We start from the raw sequence: 20253 nt of genomic DNA, 5'->3' as shown, positions 1-20253 counted from the left end.
GGCGGTGGCGTCCGGGCGGGGCTCGATCCGCGTCACTGCATCTGCGTCGTGCGCGTCAGCTCTGGTCGCTGCGCGCCGCGCGGTCCTCGGAGGCCACGTGGTCGGCCGCGTCGTCGTCCTCGCTCGCCTCGTCGATGCCGCGCTTGAAGTTCTTGATGCCCTTGCCGATCGATCCGCCGAGCTCGGGCAGCTTCTTCGCGCCGAACAGCAGCACGAAGATCAAGAGGACGATGATCAGCTCGGGTCCGCCGAGGTTTGGCATCTGCAGCCCTTCGATCGGTGTCGTGCATCAGAGACCGTGTTCATGCAGTGTAGCCGCTGGCGTCGCCGGGGCGGCGACCACCTGAACGTCGTTTCGTGTCCGGCGCAGCCGGTCCACCGCGTGTTTCGTGGAACCTGGTTCCGCGAAGATCCGCGATGCTGGCCTGCAGCTGAGCCGCCTCCAGGCTGGCCACCTGCCCGCCCTCGTTGAGCTCGGCCAGCACCGGTTCCAACCACCGCTGCGTGCTCTGCACCGCGTCACCGAACCTCCGCAGCGCCGTGACCAGTCGCATGACCGCGACCGCAACGGCGAACACGAGCACGACGGCCACCGCCACGAGCAGCACGACGATCGCGCTCATGCGCGGGTCTCCGGAGACAGCCCCCGGCCGGCGTCGAGGAAGCGCAGCAACTCGACCGGGATGGGCAGCACCAGCGTGGAGTTCTGCTCCGACGCGATCTCGCTCATCGTCGACAGCAGCCGCAGCTGCATCGCGGCCGGATGCGCCTCGAGGTCGCGGGCCGCCTCGCTCAGCGTCAGCGCCGCCTCCTTCTCGCCCTGGGCGTTGATCACCATCGCCCGGCGGTCCCGCTCGGCCTCGGCCTGTCTGGCCATCGCGCGACGCATGTTGGCATCGAGCTCGACGTCCTTGACCTCGACGCTGGTGACCTTGATCCCCCAGGGACTGGTCTCCTCGTCGATCACCGTCTGCAGCCGGCTGTTGATCTCGTCCCGGTTGATCAGTAGCTCGTCGAGGTCGGCCTGACCGATGATGCTGCGCAGCGTCGTCTGCGCGATCTGCGAGGTCGCGAACCGGTAGTCCTGCACGTCGACGACGGCACGCACCGGATCGACCACGCGGTAGTAGGCCACGGCGTTGACCTTCACCGTCACGTTGTCGCGCGTGATGATGTCCTGTGGCTGGATGTCCTCGGTGACGACCTGCATGTTCACCTTCTGCATCGTCTCGAGCAGCGGCACGATGAACACCAGTCCGGGACCGCGCGGGTCGTCATCGACCCGACCCAGGCGGAAGACGACGGCCCGTTCGTACTCCGGCACGATGTTGATGCCGTTGACGGCGAGCAGCCCGATGGCGACCAGCACCACGAGCAGCAACAGGACCCAGCTGTTCATCCGTACCGCCAGTCGTCGTCCTCCGGTTCGACGAGCAGTGTAAGGCCGTGCCGCTCCAGGATTCGCACCAGCATCCCGCGCTCCAGCGGGGGGTCATCGGTCCGCACGTGCCACCGTTCTCCGTTGACGATCGCCTGGCCCTGCTCGCCGTCGGCCACGACCACCTCGACGATGCGGTCGATCATCTGCTCGTCGTCCAGCCGGTACGGCTGCGAGCGTGTGCCACGCACGACTGCCGCCAGCGCGCTGCTGCTGAGCAGCGCGAGCACGGCGACCCCGATCAGCACGGGCTGCGAGATTGCCAGGCCCGTCGTGTCGTCGAACAGGAACAGCCCGGCGAGCACCAGCGCCACGGTACCGCCGGCCGCGAGCACGCCGATGCCGGGCACGAACAGCTCGCCGATGAACAGGCCACCGGCCAGCAGCAGCAACGCGATGCCGATCATCGTCGTGGGCAGGAGCGACAGCGAGTAGGCGGCCAGCAGCAGCAGGATCACCCCGACGATGCCGCCTGCGCCGATGCCGGGGTTGGCGAACTCGACGAGGAGCGCGAGCGTGCCGAGTGTCAGCAGGACGAAGGTGAGGTTGGGGTCGACGAGCCACTCGAGCAGCCCCGTCGTGGTCGCGCGGTCCCACTCCTCGACCGGTGCCCCCCGCAACGCCAGCGTCGTCGCCGAACCGTCGGCCGTCACGACCTGTTGGCCGTCGACCTGCGCGAGCAGGGTCAGGCGGTTGGGGGCGATCAGGTCGATCGCCCCCACCTCGAGCGCCCGTTGGGCCGTGACCGACTCGCCCTCCGTCACGGTGCGGCGGGCGAACGCGGTGTCCCGACCCCGGGCCTGCGCCACGGCCTCGGCATACGACGCGGCGTCGTTGACCACCTTGTCGCCGACCTGACCGCCGTCCAATGTGACCGGCGTCGCCGCACCGATGGTGGTGGTCGGGGCCATCGCCGCGATGTTGCCGCTGAACACGACCAGCGTGCCCGCCGACGCCGCACGCGCGCCGTTGGGGGCGACGTAGGTGATCACTGGGACGTCGGCGTTCAGGAACCGGCCCACGATCTCGCGCATCGAGGTGAGCAGGCCGCCGGGCGTGTCGATCTCCACGAGCAGGGCGGCGGCACCGCGACGCTCGGCGTCGTCGACGGCGGCGATCAGCGCGTTCGCCGACACCGGCGAGACGGTGCCGTCCAGACGGGTGACCAGCACCGGGGCGGCCGTGTCCGCCGCCGCCCCGGTGACCGGCGCCGCCGACAGCAGGCCCATCACCAGCAGGAAGAGGATCAGTGCGCTGCGCCGGCTGCTCATGGCAGTGGTCTCGTCCGGTCGTTCGGCGTCCGGCGTCCTCCCCGCACCGACGTCGCCAGGCTCATCGCCCCACGGTATCGCAGCGGCTGCGTCACCCGCGTCACCGACCGTCGCTCGGCCCGCGACGGCATACGATGGATGCGCGCAGGCGGCATGTCACGGCCGGACATGCCGGTTGTGCGATGTCGGCTGACTCCACGATCTCCACCGTCTAGGCTTCGGGGTCACCAGGGGGCTGGCGGCTATGCTGCAGGCGGGCAGATCGACCACGTGACATGAGTCAGACGACGCGATCCGATCGCGACACCGCATCATCCGGCGCGGACCGGAAGACTGTGGCACGCCCGAAGCTCGCGCCGTGGAAGCAGGCGGTGGCCGCCGTGGGCTCGACCGTCGCGGACGCCGCGGTGGATGCCGTCACGATCGTGGGCGACGCGGCGCGATCGCTTGCCTCTCGCGACGGCGCCGCCCGCCGTCCGTCGCGCACCGTCGCCCGGCGCGATCAGGTCGTGCGCGACCGGCGCGAGCTGGCCAGCGGACGAGACAGCGGGCTGCCTCCCCCCGCGAAGGGACCGGGCGGGCGAGGGCGACAGGCTCCCGGCCGCTCCCCTGCGGATGACGGTGACGACGGTGTGCCGTCCCTGCCCCCGCCATTCGTGCGGCCGGTCGGGTCGCGGACCGCCGCGGCCGGCACGACCGACGGTGCGCGCACCGCTGAGACGCCCGCGACCACCGGTGACACGCCACTCGACAACGGCACCCGACCCGGTCCGGCCGCCGCCGAGGAGCCGCGCGACGGGGCGGAGCATCGTGCCGCTGGGGCGGACACGGCGGGGTCCGTCGCCGACGCGGACGACGCGGACGTCCACGCCAACGATGATCGGGCGGCGACGACCGCCGGTACGGACGCCACGGGTGCGACTGGCGCCCAGGTGGCCGGCACACCTGCCGACGCGACCCCCGCGGGCGCTGCCGCAACCGGCGAGGCCGACACGCACGAGGCGGATCCGGCCGGATCCGCCGGCGTCGACGACGACGATCCTGCGGTGGCCGACGGCCATGCGACCGCCGACGATCCCGACGGCCCGGCCGATACGGACAGCGCAGCCGCACCGGGTGCGATCCAGACACCCGACGGCGACACGTCCGAACAAGCGTCCGACAGGGTCGCCGGCAACGGCGCGGCCAGCGCGGGTGACGGCGCATCGCCCGGCCCCGTCGGACGCCACGGCCTCCAACCGGGCCGCAATGGCAGTACGCCGGCCGGTGGCAACGGACGCGCTCCGGCCGCCCTGCTCGATGCAGAGGACGAGGACGACGCCGAGCGCGCACCGGTTGCCGCGGTGACCTCCGTGGCCGGGCGGGCGACGCGTGCGTTCCGCCGGGTGCCGAGACGGTCGCTGGTGCCGGCGTGGATGCCGCCCCTGCGCCGGCGGCGCGAGCGTGAGTGGCCGTGGTTGGTGCGCGCCGCGGTGTTCTCGCTTGCCAGTCTCGCCGGCCTGGCCGCCATCGTCGTGGCCGCTGTCGCTCTGCTGCCCAGAGCGGTCGCGTTCGCGTCCGAGTCGGCCGATGCCGAGCTCATCCTCCCGGACGACACCGCGTTCGACCCGCTCGCGCAGCGGACGCGGATCCTGTACGCCAACGGCAGCCTGCTGGCCATCCTCCACGGCGAGGAGGACCGCAAGCCCGTACGTGTCGAGAGCATGCCCGATCACGCGTGGCAGGCGATCGTGGCCGCCGAGGACAAGAAGTTCTTCGATCACGAGGGCTACGACCCGGCCGGCATCGGTCGCGCGTTCTTCGCCAACTTCCGGGCCGGCGGCGTCGAGCAGGGTGGGTCGACGATCTCCCAGCAGGTGGCGCGTCTCAACTTCAAGGAGATCGGGCTCGACCAGTCCGTCGAGCGCAAGCTGAAGGAGATCGCCTACGCGATCGCGCTCGAGGAGCGCTTCACCAAGGAGGAGATCCTCGACCGCTACGTCAACCAGGTCTACTTCGGATCCGGCGCCTACGGCCTGCAGGCGGCATCGGAGGAGTTCTTCCGTGCCGACGTCAGCAAGATCCGGGTGGACCAGGCGGCACTGCTGGCCGGCCTGATCAGCTCGCCCAGCGCGTACAACCCACGGTTCAACCCCGATCTCGCACGCGAACAGCGTGACCTGGTGCTGGACAGCATGTCCGAGGCCGGCTTCGTCACCGAGCAGCATGCCGAGAAGCTCAAGACCCGGCCGCTGAAGATCCAGCCGCCCTTGCGGAACACGAACAGGCAGCCATCGATCGTCGAGGAGGTCATCGGCGAGATCAAGGCCAACCCGGTGTTCGGCGCGACCGTGCAGGAACGCGAGGACAACCTGTTCACCGGCGGCCTGCGCATCCGCACGACCATCTCGCCCAAGCTGCAGAAGCTCGCGGTTGAGACCATCGAGAGCAGGTACCCCAGCGACAACGGGCAGGACGGCGTCACCGCCGCCATCAGCACCGTCGACCCGCGGACCGGTGCGATCAAGGCCGCCGCATCGGCACGACGCTACAACAAGCAGAACTTCAACGTCGCACTGCGTGGTCGCCGTCAGCCGGGCAGTTCGTTCAAGCCGTTCGTCATGGCCGAGGCGCTGCGCCAGGGGTTCTCACCGAGCACGACGCTCGACGCCCGCAGCCCGATGGTCTTCCCGCAGCGTTGGGGGCCGGACTGGATCGTGTCCAACTACGGCGGTGCGTCGTACGGCCAGATCGACATGGCCGCGGCCACGAAGGGGTCGGTGAACACCTATTTCGCGCAGCTGATCCAGTTGGTGGGTGTCGAAAAGGCCGTGAACATGGCCGAGAAGCTCGGCATCTCGCGTGTCGGCGTCGGCGAGCAGGGCGAGTACGGTCCGGCCATCGTGCTCGGCGGTCTGCGCCAGGGTGTGACCACGGTCGAGATGGCGTCCGCCTACGGCACCTTCGCCAACAACGGCGTGCACATCGAGCCGCACCTCATCGCACAGGTCAAGCAGGGCAACAAGGTCCTGTACAAGCGCGAGCCGCAGAGGACGCAGGCGCTGAAGCCGGCGGTCAACGCCGCAGCGCTCCGGATGCTGAAGGGACCGCCCAGCGCCGGCGGCACGGCTTCCTACATCGCGGAGTCGGTGTATCCGTGGCCGGTCGCGGGCAAGACGGGCACCACACAGCTGGCCACCGATGCCTGGTTCGTCGCCACGACACCGGTGATGTCGACGGCGGTGTGGGTCGGCCACAAGAACGGCCAGGTCAGGATGTACGGCGCGACCGGCGGTGGCGTCGCCGCTCCCGTCTGGCTCGACTTCATGCAACAGGCACTGTCGACACGCAACGTGAAGGACTTCCCGACCGTCAACGAGGCGGAGTTCGTCGGCAAGACCGTGAAGGTGCCGGACCTGGTCGGCCGCAGTGCCCAGGATGCGCTCAACAGGCTCGCCAAGAAGAAGCTCATCGGACGCGCGCAGTACCAGGCGTCAGCCGCACCGGCCGGTTCGGTGCTGTGGGTCAGCCCGAGCGACAGCGCACAGGTCGGCACGACCGTGTACCTGGGCGTCTCGACCGGAACGCCTCCTCCCCCGCCCGAGCCCGAGCGCAGCGATACCGGCGGCGATGGCGATAGCGGCGGCGATGGCGACGGCGGCGGCAACAGCGGCGGCGGCAACAGCGGCGGCGGCAATGATGGCGGCGGCAACCAAGGCCGCGGCAACGGCGGCGGGGGCGGCGACGACTGAGCGCGCTGAACGGCGCTGCAGCCGGGGGTCAGCCCGTCTGGCGGACAGCAGTGCTCACATGCTGGCGATCAGCTTGGCGACCCGTTCGTCCTCGGACCGGAACGGGTCCTTGCACAGCACCGTCCGCTGCGCCTGATCGTTGAGCTTGAGGTGCACCCAGTCAACGGTGAAGTCACGCCGCTTGCGCTTCGCCTGGCGGATGAACTCGCCGCGTAGCTTCGCGCGGGTCGACTGGGGTGGGGTCCGCATCGCCAACCGGATCGCGGCGTCATCGACCACACGGTCGACCTTCGCTCGACGCTGCAGCAGGTAGTACAGGCCCCGGGAGCGATTGACGTCGTGATACTGCAGGTCGAGCATCGCGACCCGCGGGTGCGACAGCGGCAGATCGTGGCGACGGCGGTAGTCCTCGACCAGGTGGTACTTGGCGACCCAGTCGCACTCGCGCCCCAGCTTGAGCGGATCGGTCTCCAGCGTATCCAGCACGCGCGCCCACTCGCTGACGACCCGGTCGCTCACCGGATCCGAACCGTGGTGCTGGAGGAAGCGCATCACGCGCTCCAGATACACGCGCTGGATCTCGAGCGCCGACAGGTCCCGTCCGCCCTCCAGCCGCACCCGCCGGCTGCACGTCATGTCGTGACTGATTTCGCGGATCGCCCGGATGGGGTTGTCGAGCGTCAGGTCACGCATCACCGTGCCCGCCTCGATCATGCGCAGGACGAGGTCGGCGGTGGCGAGCTTGAGCCATGTGGCGTACTCGCTCATGTTCGAGTCCCCCACGATCACGTGCAGCCTGCGGTACCGCTCGGCGTCGGCGTGCGGTTCGTCGCGGCTGTTGATGATCGGGCGGCTGCGGGTGGTCGCCGAGCTCAGTCCCTCCCAGATGTGCTCGGCCCGCTGTGCGATCGAGTACAGGGCGCCGCGCGGCGTCTGCAGCACCTTGCCGGCACCCGCGTAGATCTGTCGCGAGACAAGGAACGGGATGAGCGTGTCCGCGAGCTTCTGAAACTCACCGACCCGGCTGACGAGGTAGTTCTCGTGGCTGCCGTACGAGTTGCCGGCCGAGTCCGTGTTGTTCTTGAACAGGAATATCGTTCCGGCGATGCCTTCCTCGTGCAGCCGCTGCTCGGCCTGCTCGACGAGCGACTCGAGGATCCGTTCCCCGGCCTTGTCGTGCGCGACGACACCGCTGACGGTGTCGCACTCGGGCGTCGCGTACTCGGGGTGCGAACCGACGTCCAGGTAGAGCCGCGCGCCGTTCTCGAGGAAGACGTTCGACGATCGGCCCCAGCTCACGACGCGTCGGAACAGATACCGCGCGACCTCGTCCGGCGACAACCGTCGCTGTCCGCGGAACGTGCAGGTGACCCCGTACTCGACTTCGATGCCGAAGATCCGCCGGTCCACGTTGCCCCTGTCGTCCGGCCAGTCGGTGTCGTCGGCGGGTCCCGTTGGCGATGGCGACCCCCCGCATCACCGACGTGCGGTTGCAGCCATACAGTCTACGCGTCACGGGGACAGCGTCGACGGACACGCTGACATCGGCGGCCGCTGAGCACGCGCCAACACGACACCAACCCTCACCCGTCGGCGTGGCGCGGCGCGACAAGAACGTCCCTGCGCTGAGGTCAGGCCGGTGCGCCTGCCCCGCCCTGCGGGCCGGCCGGAATCAGCCGAGCGCGGCCGCGATCTCCTCACGCGTCAACCGGAAGAACTTGCGTCGTCCGCGGCGACGATCGAGTCCGGCGACCTCGAGCCGGTCGGGGGTGATCTCGTGGTCGTCGGCCGAGCTCAACGCAGCGTGAGCGGTGCGCAGCGCAGTCGCCCTGTCTCTCCCACGCTCGAACCGTTCGGCCAGCGCGGTCGAGATTGCATCGGCCTGTCCGCCGATGGCGACGAAGCCCTCCTCCACGCTGATCGATCCGTCGTAGAGGATGTGGAAGAGGTCGACCCCGTCCGCGCGGACCTCAGCGACGAGGAGCTCCACCTCGAACGGCTTGGAGCTCTCACTGAACGCCGTGCCCAGCGCGCTGGCGTAGGCGTTCGCCATCGAGCGCCCGGTGACGTCCTCCCGCGCGTACTGGTACCCCAGCACGTCGGCCAGCCGGATGCCCTGGCGCCGTAACGACTCGAACTCGTTGTAGCGACCGACCGCGGCGAACGCCAGCCGGTCGTACAGCTCGCTGACCTTGTACAGCGACGACGGGTTCTCGGCGACGAACAGCATGCCGTCGTCGTAGACGAGACCGGTCACGGCGCGTCCACGGGCGATCCCCTTCCGGGCGAAGTCCGCCCGGTCCTTCATCTGCTGTTCGGGTGAGACGTACGGGAACATCGTGGGGACCCCTCACCCGTTCTCGTCGACCGGCACCATACGGCGCTCGGCGATGATCTCGCGCACGCGCGCCGCGACGGTGTCGTCGTTGAGCTCGCGGTAGCCGTCGCTGTCGATCTGCGCCACCAGCGGGTAGATCCCACGCACGACGTCGGGTCCGCCGGTCGCCGAGTCCTCGTCGGCCGCGTCCCACAACGCCTCGATCGCGATGTCGATCGCACGCTCGGGCGACAGATCGGCTGAGTATCGCGCCTTCAGCGATCCGCGCGCATCGCGCCCGCCGGATCCGGTCGTGGCGAACCGGCGTTCCTCGTACCGGCCGCCGACGACGTCGTACTCGTAGATGCGAGGGACCTGGTCACTCAGATCGAAGCCGGCGAAAAGCGGGACGACGACCAGCCCCTGCATCGCCATCGGCAGATTGCCGCGGATGAGCTGTGCGAGCTTGTTCGCCTTGCCCTCCAGCGACAGGGGCGCGCCCTCGACCTTCTCGTAGTGCTCGAGCTCGGTGGAGAGGATCTTCGCGAGCTCCATCGCCGGACCGGCCGACCCCGAGATGCCCACCGCGGACCAGTCGTCGGCCGGGAAGACCTTGCGCATGTCGCGCTTCGAGATGACGTTGCCCGCCGTCGCGCGCCGGTCGCCTGACATGATCACGCCACCGGCGTAGGTCAGCGCGACCACGGTGGTTCCATCGACGTGGGACGGGACCGAATGGGCGGACGGGTGGCCGCCGCGATCGCCCGCAGCGAACAGCTCAGGCGCGGCGCGGCGCAGGTTGGCGGTGAAGCTGATCGCGGTCGGGTCGAACGGAGAGTCTGATGGGGGCAGGGTCATCGGCTCGATTCCATCTGTTCGATCCCCGCCCGCCGGCTCCCTGCGCTCACTGACCGCCCTTCTGCACGTAGTTTCGCACGAACTCCTCGGCGTTCTCCTCGAGCACCTCGTCGATCTCGTCGAGCAGCTCGTCGACGTCGGAGGTGTCGACCTCCTCGGCGACCTGGTCGTCGGTCGTGACTTCGTCGGCCTCCTCGCTGCCGCGCTGTCGCCGGACCTGTCCGCCGTCGCTCATGGAATCGCACCCTTTCGGGGCTGGGGAACCTCCGAGGCGAAGTCTAGCCGCGCCACCCTCGGTGCGGAACGATCAGTCCCGCGCTCAGCCCTGCAGCGCGGCGATCAGCTCCGCCGCGGTCCCGCAGCGGTCGATCAGCTGTTCGGTCATCGCGCGGTTGCCCCGTCCCGGATCCATCATCGGCACACGCTGCAACGTGTCGCGCCCGATGTCGAAGATGATCGCGTCCCAGCCGGCGGCCGTGACCGACGACCGGAACTTGTCGAGGCACCGGCCGCGGAACCACGCGCGAGTGTCCTCGGGCGGCGTCGACATCGCGTGACGCACCTTGGCCTCGTCGACGAGCAGTTCGCAGCGACCCTTGCCGACCAGGTGGTTGTACAGACCCTTGTCGCGACGGACATCGTGGTACTGCACGTCGATCAGCGCCAGCCGGGGATGGTCCCACGAGAGTCCGTCGCGCTCCGCGTACCGGCGCAGCAACTGGTGCTTCGTGACCCAGTCGACCACGCCGTCGAGCTGCATCGGATCGTCCTCGAGCGCGGTCAGCACCCGCTCCCAGGTCGCGAGGACATCGGCCGTCCACGGCGCGGTCTCGCGCGTCTCGTAGTACTTGCGCGCGTGCTCCAGGTAGTACCACTGCAGCTGCACCCCGGAGATGCGCCGTCCGTCGGCCATCGGGACCGTACGGGTGCACGTCAGATCGTGGGACAACTCGTGCAGCGCGGCGACGGGCTTGGCCAGCGTCGGGACGTCGGTGAAGAAGCCGTCCTCGATCATCGACAGCACCAACGCGCACGACCCGAGCTTCAGGTACGTGCAGATCTCGCTCATGTTGGCGTCGCCGATGATGACGTGCAGCCGGCGGAACCGTTCGGGATCGGCGTGCGGTTCGTCGCGCGTGTTGACGATCGGCCGCTTGAGCGTCGTCTCGAGCCCGACCTCGACCTCGAAGAAGTCGGCGCGCTGGGAGATCTGGTACGGGACGTCCGACAGGTTGAACTCGTTGCCGATCCGTCCGGACCCGACCATCAGCTGGCGGCTGACGAAGAACGGTATGATCTGGCGGACGAGCGCCCCGAACGGCACACGGCGGTCCACGATGTAGTTCTCGTGCATGCCGTAGGCGGCACCCTTGCCGTCGGTGTTGTTCTTGGTGATGACGATCCGCGACGATCCGTGGCCTTCGGCCAGCAGTGGCTCGGCGCGCCGGGCCGCCTCCTCGAGCACCCGCTCCCCCGCCTTGTCCCAGATGACGACGTCGCGCGGATTCGAGCACTCGGGCGACGAGTACTCCGGGTGCGCGTGGTCGACGTAGAAGCGCGCGCCGTTGGTCAGGATCGAGTTGGCCAGACCGATGTCGTCGCTGGGCGGCACGTCCGGTGGTCCCGGCTGGGTGAACCCGCGGGCGTCCCGCAATGGGTTCTCCTCCTCGTAGTCCCACCGCGCCCGGGGATGGCCGTCAGCGGTGTAGGCGTTGACGACCATCGACGAGGCGAGCACAGGGTTGAAGTCGGGTCGCCCGACGACCGTGATTCCGTACTCGGTCTCGGTACCCATGTACTTGGTGAGCGCCATGTGCCGATCCTTCCCGGGTCGACCGGTGCGACACGACCACCTGGCCTGCCACCACCCTACGATCGCCCCACCCCGAAGTCGCCGACACCACCCTGGCAAAGGACAACCACCATCGGGCGCGAATCACGTGGTGGTTGTCGAAGGACGCGGAAACGCGGTGAAAGGGCAACCACCCTGGTCGTCAGTCAACCAGCACATGCCCGCGACAACCACCATGGCCGGCGACGACCACCCACGCCCGCGACAACCCACCATGGCCAGCGACGACCACCCGCGCCCGCGACAACCCACCATGGCCGGCGACGACCACCCGCGCCCCGCCCGCACGGGACGCGGGCGGGGCGGACGGCGCCGGTTACAGGTACTGGCCGGTGTTGATGCTCTCGATGGCCTTGCTCATGCCGTGGTCGTCGTCGGAGACCAGGGTGCGCACATAGACGATGCGCTCGCCCTTCTTGCCCGAGATCCGTGCCCAGTCGTCGGGGTTGGTCGTGTTGGGCAGGTCCTCGTTCTCCTTGAACTCGTCGCGGATGGCGACCAGCAGGTCCTCCTCGCGGATGCCCTTCTGGCCCTCGTCGAGGTACCGCTTGATGGCCATCTTCTTCGCGCGGGCGACGACGTTCTCGATCATGGCGCCGGAGTTGAAGTCCTTGAAATACAGGACCTCCTTGTCCCCGTTGGCGTAGGTGACCTCGAGGAACTGGTTCATCATGTCGACGGCGTACATGCGCCGGCACGTCTCGCTGACCAGCCACTCGACGGCCGCGTGCTCGCCGTCGAACTGCTTGACCAGGTCGGGGTGCAGGGGGAGGCCGGCGTGCAGGTAGATCGCGAAGATCTCGCGTGCGGCGTCCTCGTCGGGACGGTCGATCTTGATCTTCACATCGAGGCGGCCGGGCCGCAGGATCGCCGGGTCGATCATGTCCTCGCGGTTGGACGCCCCTATGACGATGACGTCCTTGAGCGTCTCGACACCGTCGATCTCGCTGAGCAACTGCGGGACGATCGTGTTCTCGACGTCGCTGGACACGCCTGATCCGCGCGTGCGGAAGATCGAGTCCATCTCGTCGAAGAACACGATGACCGGGTGGCCCTCCTGGACCTTCTCGCGGGCGCGCTGGAAGATCAGCCGGATCTGACGCTCGGTCTCGCCGACGTACTTGTTGAGCAGCTCGGGGCCCTTGATGTTCAGGAAGTAGCTGCGCGCGTCGTCGCGGCCCTCCTTCTCGGCGACCCGCTTGGCCAGCGAGTTGGCGACCGCCTTGGCGATCATCGTCTTGCCGCATCCGGGCGGTCCGTACAGCAGGATGCCCTTGGGCGGCTTGAGCTCGTGCTCAACGAACAGGTCGGCGTGCAGGAACGGCAGCTCGACCGCGTCGCGGATCGCCTCGATCTGGTCGCCCAGACCACCGATGTCCGTGTACGCGATGTCGGGGACCTCCTCGAGGACGAGCTCCTCAACCTCCGGGCGCGGCAGGCGTTCCAGGGCGTAGCCCGAGCGCGACTCGACCAGCAGCGAGTCGCCGGCACGCAGGCGCGACGCGCGGAGCGGCTCGGCCAGCCGGACGACCTGCTCGTCGTCGGTGTGGTTGACGACCAGCAACCGGTCGTCGTCGAGGCGCTCCTTGAGCGTCATGACCTCGCCGGTGATCTCGTACGAGGCGGCCTCGACGACGTTGAGCGCCTCGTTGAGCACAACCTCCTGGCCGGTGGCCAGCGCGTCACGGTCAATGTCGGGGCCGACCTGGACGCGCAGCTTGCGACCGTTGGAGAAGATCTCGACGACGTCGTCGTCGACATCGCGAAGGAACACCCCGAACGTCGCCGGCGGCGCCGACAGCTTCTCGACCTGCTCCTTCAGCGCCACGATCTGCTCGCGGGCCTCGCGCAACGTCTCGGCCAGGCGGGTGTTCTTGCTCGACAACGAACCGACCTGGTTGCGCGCCTCGATCAGGCGCTCCTCGAGGTGCCGCACGCTCGACGGTGAGTGGTCGAGGCGACGCCGCAACAGGACGGTCTCATCCTCCAGCTCGGCGACCTGGGCGCGAAGCCTACGGATCTCAGCCTCGTGGTCTCGCATCTCGGCCTCCTGCTCGGGCGCCGACCAGGCCGGACGAACTGGCCGATTGCCGAGTATAGGTCGTACCCCGTCCGTGATCGCGGTCATTGTTCCGTCCGCCATCCCGGCGGCGGACGTCGGGTCGGCGCATGTGCTCAGCCGTCGACGTCGTCGTCGGCGGAAGGTTCGGCGTCCGGAGCCGGCAGCCGTCGCACGATGGTCAGGAAGGCGGTGTGGGCGACCATCCGGTGGGCGGGCCGGACCGACAGACCAGCGACGTTCCAGGGTCTCAGCAGCGATTCGACGGTCTCAGCGGTCCCCCAGCGCGGATCGGAGGACAGCGCGTCGTGGAGCCGCATCACCTGTGGGACCGTCGGCGTGTAGGCGCACAGCAACCCGCCCGGATGCAACGCCGCGGCGGCGGTCTTGATGACGTCCCACGGCTCGAGCAGATCGAGGACGATGCGGTGGCACGGCGTGTCACCGAGCCCCGCGACCACATCGCCGCGCCGCAGCGTCCACGTCGCCGGCGCACCCCCGAACCGGCGGGTCACGTTGCGCTCGGCGACGTCGGCGTGGTCGTCGCGCAGCTCGAAGCTGATGACCTGTCCCGATGCGCCCACGGCGTCGAGCAGCGCGCATGTCAGCGCGCCGGACCCCGCGCCGGCCTCGACGACCGTCATGCCGGGGCGGATGTCGGTCAACCCCACGATCAGCGCCTGGTCCTTGGGATAGATGACCTGCGCGCCCCTCGGCGCCTTGACGGTCCAGTCCCCCGCCGTCGGGCGGAACACCCGCAGCTGGGTGCCCTTGGCGCTGCGCACCAGGGTGCCCTCGGGCCCGCCGATGATGGCGTCGTGAGGGACGGCTCCACCGTGGTAGTGGAACTCCCCGCCCTCCTCGAGCACGACCAGATAGCGCCGCTGCTTGCGATCGATCAGCAGCACCGTTTCGCCCGCGGCCAGGGGCGCGGGGTGACCCGCGAAGCGTGGCTCGCTCATGCCGATGCCTCGACGCGACCGCGCGAGGGTTCGACGACCGCCAGCACGCGGTCACGGGTCCTGCAGAACGCACAGACCGGCTGCTGATCACCGCTGCCTTCCCGGAGACCGGTCGGCTGGCCGCACCGGACGCACGCGACCACCGTGGCGGCCTCGTCAGCGCGGCCGAAGTGCTCGTCGCGGGCGCGGTCGAGATAGCCGAACAGGAACGCTGCCTTGGTGCCCGGTGCATGCCGCTCCAGGTCGTTGAGCGCGTCCTTGTACCGCAGCGCGGTGTTGCCGGCCACCATCGGGCACTCCTCCACCACGTAGTCCAGTCCGCGAATGACGCAGTACGCGGCGGTCTCGCGTTCGCCGAGTCGGTACAGCGGCTTGATCTTCCGGCTCATGCCGTCACGTGCCGGCAGGTAGGGCCGCTGCCTGGCCAGCATCGGGGTCTGCCACCGCAGGACGTTGCCCAACAGCGTCGCGGCCTCGTCGTCGAGATTGTGCCCTGTCGCCATCACGTCATAGCCGTGGTCGACGGCCACGCGGTTGAACACGTAGCGCTTGCTCAGACCGCACACCCCGCAAGACGACCGCCGGCGCAGCGCGGTGGCCGCGGGGATGTCATAGCCGTACTCGTGGGCCAGGTCGACGGTGTGCAGGATCACGTCGCGGCGGTCCGCGAACGCGCGGACCAGCTGCTCGGACCGGGACGAGTAGGCGCCGATGCCCAGGCCCACGTACAGCCCGTCCACCCGGTAGCCCATGTCCAGCAGCACGTCCCACAGCGCCAGCGAGTCCTTGCCGCCGCTGACGGCGACCAGGCAGCGCTCGTCGTAGGACAGCATGCGGTAGTGGTCGATCGCGGTGCGCACCTGCCCGCGGACGTGATCGACGAAATGCTCCGCACACCACGCACCGTGGTGGCGTCGGACCTCGATCACCGCGGGCGCGCGGCAGACGTTGCAGCGCGCCGTGCCGGCACCGCCGGAGATGACCGGGCGGATCTCGACCACCGCGTCGTCAGCCAGCAAATGGTCCTTGGTGACCAGTTCGCCCTCGGCGATCACCAGCACCGTCTCGGGGTCGACGTCCAGGCGCGTGAGCACGTCGTCGACCCGCAACGGGCCGGTCAGGTGCTCCGTGCGGTCGGGGTTGCGCAGGTGGACGTCCATCGGGAGTTTCGAGGCTAGCGGCCTGCCGGGGCGGCGCACAGCACAATGGACCCCATGTCGACGACGACCACGACCACCACCACGACCCTGGCGCTGAAGGAATGGGGCGCCGTCGTGCACGCGCTGCTCGACGGACGCCAGACGGTTCTGCTGCGCAAGGGTGGCATCCGCGAAAAGCGCTTCGATGTCGCCAGCGATCGCTTCGTGCTGTTCCCCACCGTCGCCCATGCGCATGCCGAGCGCGTGCGCCCCGGTCACGAGGACCTGCTTACGGCTGGCGCGGCCGACATCGATGCCGAGGCCGACACGTTCGTCGTGCGGGCCGGCGTGAACCTCATCGACGTCGTCGACATCACCGACGCCGACGCCCTCGCCGGCCTGCACGATCTGCACATCTGGACGCCCGAGCACATCAGCGAGCGTCTCGCGTTCCGCCCGAAGCACGCGCTGCAGGTGCTGGTGGTCGACCCCGTCCGCCTGCCCGAGCCGGTCACAGTGGTGCGCGCCCCCGAGTACGGCGGATGCAGCTCCTGGGTCGATCTTCCGCTGCACTGGAAGGGCGAGGGTCGGACGATCCGCGACCGTGCTGAGCTCGAAGGCATCGCGGGCCGGATCCGCGCCGCCGTCCGCTGATCGCATCCGTCACCACGGGCACCACCGCCAGGCGAGGTCAGCACCCGCTGTGCCCCGCGGTGGGCGTCCATCAGGGGCTTCCACCCCACAGATCGCACGGGGATCGTTCGCTCGCACCAGGTACCACTGATCGTCCGCGCCACGATCGGAGGATGATGCGCCACATCTGATGTCACAGCCCAGGAGGAGCGCCCGATGCCCGTCCGCATCATTGCCGGCCTTCCCGACAACACGATCGGGTTCGTCGCTGAGGGCGAGGTGACCGGCGACGACTACACGTCGACCATCGATCCCGCGGTCGAGCAGGCGCTCACCACGAACGACAAGGTGCGGCTGCTGTACGTGCTGGGCGAGGACTTCACCGGGTACTCGGGCGTTGCGATGTCGGAGGACGGCAGGCTCGGCATGACGCACCTGACGAGCTGGGAGCGGATCGCGGTGGTCGCCGACCAGGACTGGATCCGCCACACCGTGGACGTCATGGGTCACCTGATCCCCGGTAGCGTCAGGGTCTTCACGCTGGCCGAGGAGCCCCAGGCCCGCGCGTGGGTCATCGCGTGACGGGCGGACGCGTCTAGTCCAGCACCACCCAGGCGGCCCACACCAGCACCATCGCAAGTGCGGTGCCCAGTTCGGCGACCATGCCGACACCGAAGCCCTTGAGCACGTTGACCGTCGCCCGCGTCGCCTCGCTGATGTCGGCGGTCTGCCGGTACTGGGCGAGCAGCACCCCCGCGCACGCGCCGATCGGGAACCCGATGATCGGGATGACGAAGAAGCCGACCAGGCCGGTCACCCCAGCGAACAGCCGCGTCGAGCGCGAGGCACCGCTCGCCGCGCCTACGCGTTCCGGGATGACGTAGGACGCGGCGATGCCCAGCGCCCCGAGCAGGGTGATGGCTGCCATCGCGGTCCATCCCAGGGTGCCGAAGTCGGTGAGGAACCCGTACAGCACCGCCGCGCCCCAGATGATCGGCAGGCCCGGCAGGAACGGCATGATGACGCCCGCCAGGCCGATGGCCATGAGCAGTCCGATGGCGAATGCGTTCACGTGGTCCTCGACGTCGTACGATCATCGACTTTGTCGTCTGCTCAGGGTGCCACGCCGTACGACCGTCAACCGCGCGCCGCCGCTGACGCCGCCGCCATCGACGTGGCATACTGCGGCTTCGCCCCCTCGTCGGCGTGGCGGAATAGGCAGACGCGCATGGTTGAGGGCCATGTGTCCTTCGGGACTTGGGGGTTCAAATCCCCCCGCCGACACCACCGCTGAGCAGCGGGAACGCGTATCGCGCCGGCTCGCTGACCTGTCAACACCCCGCCCGTGGCAACATCCTGGCAACATCCGCTCCTGGCACCGGGGCGACAGCCGGGCCGTGGCCAACATCCAGACGCCCGTGGCAGCACGTCGGCGGTGACGACCGCGGAGCGGGAGGCCCGAATGGTCACCCACATGGCGGCGAGCGACGCATCTTGGACTACCTCGTGTGGGTGTGGGAGCGAACAAGAGAGCCGAGGTGGCCGACATCGCGGAGGCGCTCGGCCTCGACTACACCCTGACCGTTCGCGTGGTGGACGAGCTGCGCAAGGATGGCCGTCTCACGGGTGTCGAGCTAGCACAGGATCCATGTCTGCTCCGCATCGAACCCCACAGCGAAGGCCGGCCGCGAGCTCGGCAAATAGCCGGCGCGCGGCGACTCCACCAAGCCTTCGACAGTGAAGCTCTCGCAACGGCAGCGTCGCGTGTTTCTCGCCCACCTCGACGGCGAGGACCTCGGCGCGGGTGTACCGCCGCCCTGATCTGTCGAACTCGGTGAAGTTTCGCGCGAGATGCTGCTCCATCCAGCTGTAGTCGCCGCGTGTCACGGACCGCCACATCGCCGCCTCAAAGACAATTAGCTCGTCAAGCTCAGTGTCGGTAGGCTCGCGATCGTCGTTCACGCGCGCGGGGGTGTCGTGCCCGTGGCGTACCAGACCGAGGTCGATGGTCTCATGGCCAACCGCAGCTCTCTCTAGCGGCTCACCGACGCCGGCTGGCAGATGGAGTTCCACCAAGGCACACCGACAGCGGCCCGCTGACACAGCCGCTCAACCGTTCGACTACCGGGGATGCCGTGCTGGTCGCCCGGCTCCGATTGCCGGCCACGCGACTCGTCGTTGCGGATGAGCGCGGCCAGCCGCCGAAGGCTCGGGCGGCTGCGGCTGACGGGTGGCATCGACGGCTGAAGCCTCGGAGACGGAGCCGCGGTTTCTGCGGCTGGAGAACGGGTGTCAGGCCGTGGGGTCGCGGTCGAACAGGCGGACCGCCCACAGGCGGCCCAACACCCCGATCGCCAGGATCCAGGCGACCGCGAGGAGGCCGTCGGCGCCGATCGCGGTGCCCAGCAGGAGCCCGCGGAGGGTCTCCATGATCGGCGTGAACGGCTGGTACTCGGCGAACCACCGCACCGCCGTGGGCATCGAGTCCGTCGGCACGAACCCGCTGCCGAGGAAGGGCAGCAGGATCAGTGGCATGGGCAGGTTGCTGGCGGTCTCGACGTTGCCGGACACCTGACCCAGCGCGACCGCCAGCCAGATCACCGCGAGGCTGGTCGCCGCGAGCAGGCCGGCCGCGGCGAGCCACTCCACCGGAACCGCGTTCGCGCGGAAGCCCAGGACCACGGCGACCACGGTGATGAGCGCGATGGCAGCCATCGTCTGGAGCAGGTTGCCGAGCACGTGGCCCGCCAGGATCGCCCCCCGGGAGATCGCCATGGTGCGGAAGCGGTTGATGATGCCCTCGGTCATGTCCATCGCCACCGAGATCGCGGCGCCCTGGGCCGCGCCCGCGACCGACAGCAGCAGGATGCCAGGGACGACGTACTCCAGGTAGTCCCCCCGGCCCCCGGCCGCGCCCACGAGGCCAGCGCCCATCGTGTCGCCGAAGACGGTCACGAACAGGAACAGCACGACCAACGGCACCGCGACCGTGGACGCCGGCCCAGCGGGATAGCGGACCATGCGGCGGATGTTGCGCCGCAACATGGTCCGCGAGTCGCGGACGGCGTGGGACATGGCGCTCATCGCGGGCCCTCCTGCTGGGTGGCGCTGCCGGTCAGTGCGAGGAAGACGTCGTCGAGGTCGGGGGTGTGGACCGACAGCTCGTCGACCGCGATCGCGTTCCGGTCGAGGTCGTCGAGCAGGGCCCGTAGGGACTGCAGGCTGCCGTCGCTGGGCACCTGCAGCGCGAGGTCCGCGTCGTCGCGCACCACCTCGCCGAGTTCGCGGGCGGCCGCCTCGAGGTCCCGGGGGGCGGTGAAGCGCAGACGGACGTGGCCACCCGGAACGCGACGCTTCAGCTCGGCCGCAGTGCCGTGGGCGACCAGGCGTCCGCCGTCGAGCACGGCGATGTGATCGGCGAGCTGGTCGGCCTCCTCCAGGTACTGGGTCGTGAGGAACACGGTGACGCCGCCGGCGACCAGGTCGCGGACGATCCGCCACATGGTGCGGCGGCTGCGAGGGTCCAGCCCGGCGGTCGGCTCGTCGAGGAAGATTAGGCGCGGCGTTCCCATCAGGGTCATCGCCAGGTCGAGCCGGCGCCGCATCCCGCCGGACCAGGTGGCGAGCGCGCGCTCGGCGGCGTCGGTCAGCTCGAAGCGCTCGAGCAGCTCGACCGCGCGACGCCTTCCCCGACGGCGGTCCAGGTGGTGCAGGTCCGCCATGAGCAGCAGGTTCTCCATGCCGGTCATCAGGTTGTCGACCGCGGAGAACTGCCCGGTGACGCCGATCGCCGCGCGCACCGCCTCGGGCTCGCGCATGGGGTCGTGGCCGACGACGCGGACCTCGCCGGCATCGGCGCTGATGAGCGTCGACAGGATGTTGACCATCGTCGTCTTGCCCGCCCCGTTCGGGCCGAGCAGCGCGTACACGTCCCCCTCGTCGACGGTCAGATCGATGTCGTCGAGCACGACGTGGTCGCCGAACGCCTTGCGG

The 20253-nt window shown here is 69.4% G+C and carries 19 protein-coding genes and 1 tRNA gene; 4 read left to right on the top strand and 16 right to left on the bottom strand.

Going from position 1 to position 20253, the window contains the following annotated elements; translation table 11 throughout:
- Nucleotides 1-55: 55 nt before the first annotated feature.
- The 4 genes from VFZ70_01550 to VFZ70_01535 are packed head-to-tail and all read right to left on the bottom strand — an operon-like array spanning nucleotide 56 to nucleotide 2709.
- Nucleotides 56-262 carry a twin-arginine translocase TatA/TatE family subunit gene (locus tag VFZ70_01550; protein ID HEX6254472.1) on the bottom strand — a complete coding sequence of 69 codons (207 nt, stop codon included), beginning with the start codon at nucleotides 260-262 and terminating at the stop codon, nucleotides 56-58.
- Between the two features lie 40 nt (nucleotides 263-302).
- Nucleotides 303-623, bottom strand: a complete 321-nt coding sequence (locus VFZ70_01545) for a hypothetical protein (protein ID HEX6254471.1) — start codon at nucleotides 621-623, stop codon at nucleotides 303-305.
- Nucleotides 620-1399: a slipin family protein gene (locus VFZ70_01540; GenBank protein HEX6254470.1), complete on the bottom strand. Its 780-nt coding sequence runs from the start codon at nucleotides 1397-1399 to the stop codon at nucleotides 620-622. Before VFZ70_01540 ends, VFZ70_01545 begins: the two co-directional genes overlap by 4 nt.
- The gene (locus VFZ70_01535; protein ID HEX6254469.1) at nucleotides 1396-2709 is read right to left on the bottom strand and encodes an NfeD family protein; all 1314 of its coding nucleotides are present in this window, start codon (nucleotides 2707-2709) and stop codon (nucleotides 1396-1398) included. The genes VFZ70_01540 and VFZ70_01535 overlap by 4 nt, the downstream gene beginning before the upstream one ends.
- A 335-nt stretch (nucleotides 2710-3044) precedes the next feature.
- On the opposite strand from VFZ70_01535, the gene VFZ70_01530 reads away from it, so the two are divergent.
- Nucleotides 3045-6440, top strand: coding sequence for a transglycosylase domain-containing protein (locus tag VFZ70_01530; GenBank protein ID HEX6254468.1), 3396 nt, complete (start codon nucleotides 3045-3047; stop codon nucleotides 6438-6440).
- 54 nt (nucleotides 6441-6494) lie between these two features.
- On the opposite strand, the gene pafA is transcribed toward VFZ70_01530, so the two are convergent.
- The 8 genes from pafA to VFZ70_01490 all read right to left on the bottom strand — a co-directional run bounded on the left by pafA (nucleotide 6495) and on the right by VFZ70_01490 (nucleotide 15648).
- Nucleotides 6495-7850 (bottom strand): Pup--protein ligase, encoded by a 1356-nt coding sequence (gene pafA, locus VFZ70_01525; GenBank protein ID HEX6254467.1) that lies wholly within the window; start codon nucleotides 7848-7850, stop codon nucleotides 6495-6497.
- Between the two features lie 262 nt (nucleotides 7851-8112).
- On the bottom strand, nucleotides 8113-8778 hold the full coding sequence (gene prcA, locus VFZ70_01520) for a proteasome subunit alpha (protein ID HEX6254466.1): 666 nt from the start codon (nucleotides 8776-8778) through the stop codon (nucleotides 8113-8115).
- Between the two features lie 12 nt (nucleotides 8779-8790).
- Nucleotides 8791-9615, bottom strand: coding sequence for a proteasome subunit beta (gene prcB, locus VFZ70_01515; GenBank protein ID HEX6254465.1), 825 nt, complete (start codon nucleotides 9613-9615; stop codon nucleotides 8791-8793).
- A gap of 46 nt (nucleotides 9616-9661) precedes the next feature.
- Nucleotides 9662-9850 (bottom strand): ubiquitin-like protein Pup, encoded by a 189-nt coding sequence (locus tag VFZ70_01510; GenBank protein ID HEX6254464.1) that lies wholly within the window; start codon nucleotides 9848-9850, stop codon nucleotides 9662-9664.
- An 84-nt stretch (nucleotides 9851-9934) separates the two neighbouring features.
- Nucleotides 9935-11428, bottom strand: coding sequence for a depupylase/deamidase Dop (dop, locus tag VFZ70_01505; GenBank protein ID HEX6254463.1), 1494 nt, complete (start codon nucleotides 11426-11428; stop codon nucleotides 9935-9937).
- Nucleotides 11429-11783: 355 nt separating this feature from the next.
- Nucleotides 11784-13508 (bottom strand): proteasome ATPase, encoded by a 1725-nt coding sequence (arc, locus tag VFZ70_01500; GenBank protein HEX6254462.1) that lies wholly within the window; start codon nucleotides 13506-13508, stop codon nucleotides 11784-11786.
- Between the two features lie 134 nt (nucleotides 13509-13642).
- Nucleotides 13643-14488: a tRNA (adenine-N1)-methyltransferase gene (locus VFZ70_01495; protein HEX6254461.1), complete on the bottom strand. Its 846-nt coding sequence runs from the start codon at nucleotides 14486-14488 to the stop codon at nucleotides 13643-13645.
- Nucleotides 14485-15648 carry an ATP-binding protein gene (locus VFZ70_01490; protein ID HEX6254460.1) on the bottom strand — a complete coding sequence of 388 codons (1164 nt, stop codon included), beginning with the start codon at nucleotides 15646-15648 and terminating at the stop codon, nucleotides 14485-14487. Before VFZ70_01490 ends, VFZ70_01495 begins: the two co-directional genes overlap by 4 nt.
- Before the next feature lie 54 nt (nucleotides 15649-15702).
- Here VFZ70_01490 and VFZ70_01485 point away from each other — a divergent pair, with 54 nt between their 5' ends.
- Nucleotides 15703-16281 (top strand): DUF1802 family protein, encoded by a 579-nt coding sequence (locus tag VFZ70_01485; protein ID HEX6254459.1) that lies wholly within the window; start codon nucleotides 15703-15705, stop codon nucleotides 16279-16281.
- 195 nt (nucleotides 16282-16476) lie between these two features.
- Nucleotides 16477-16842, top strand: coding sequence for an STAS/SEC14 domain-containing protein (locus VFZ70_01480; GenBank protein HEX6254458.1), 366 nt, complete (start codon nucleotides 16477-16479; stop codon nucleotides 16840-16842).
- A 13-nt stretch (nucleotides 16843-16855) separates the two neighbouring features.
- Here VFZ70_01480 and VFZ70_01475 read toward each other — a convergent pair whose 3' ends face one another.
- Nucleotides 16856-17332: a DUF456 domain-containing protein gene (locus VFZ70_01475; GenBank protein HEX6254457.1), complete on the bottom strand. Its 477-nt coding sequence runs from the start codon at nucleotides 17330-17332 to the stop codon at nucleotides 16856-16858.
- Nucleotides 17333-17460: 128 nt separating this feature from the next.
- Between VFZ70_01475 and VFZ70_01470 the strand changes: the two genes are divergently transcribed.
- Nucleotides 17461-17547, top strand: a tRNA-Leu gene (locus VFZ70_01470).
- A gap of 333 nt (nucleotides 17548-17880) precedes the next feature.
- On the opposite strand, the gene VFZ70_01465 is transcribed toward VFZ70_01470, so the two are convergent.
- The 3 genes from VFZ70_01465 to VFZ70_01455 all read right to left on the bottom strand — a co-directional run.
- Nucleotides 17881-18333, bottom strand: coding sequence for a hypothetical protein (locus tag VFZ70_01465; GenBank protein HEX6254456.1), 453 nt, complete (start codon nucleotides 18331-18333; stop codon nucleotides 17881-17883).
- 219 nt (nucleotides 18334-18552) lie between these two features.
- A complete protein-coding gene (locus VFZ70_01460) occupies nucleotides 18553-19344 on the bottom strand; it encodes an ABC transporter permease (protein HEX6254455.1) in 792 nt (263 codons plus the stop codon).
- Nucleotides 19341-20253, bottom strand: a 913-nt coding sequence (locus VFZ70_01455; protein ID HEX6254454.1) for an ATP-binding cassette domain-containing protein, incomplete at its 5' end; no start/stop codon positions are given. The genes VFZ70_01455 and VFZ70_01460, both read right to left, overlap by 4 nt.

Source organism: Euzebyales bacterium (assembly GCA_036374135.1).
In the GTDB taxonomy this organism is placed as follows: domain Bacteria; phylum Actinomycetota; class Nitriliruptoria; order Euzebyales; family JAHELV01; genus JAHELV01.
This window is presented reverse-complemented; position numbering and strand designations above follow the sequence as displayed.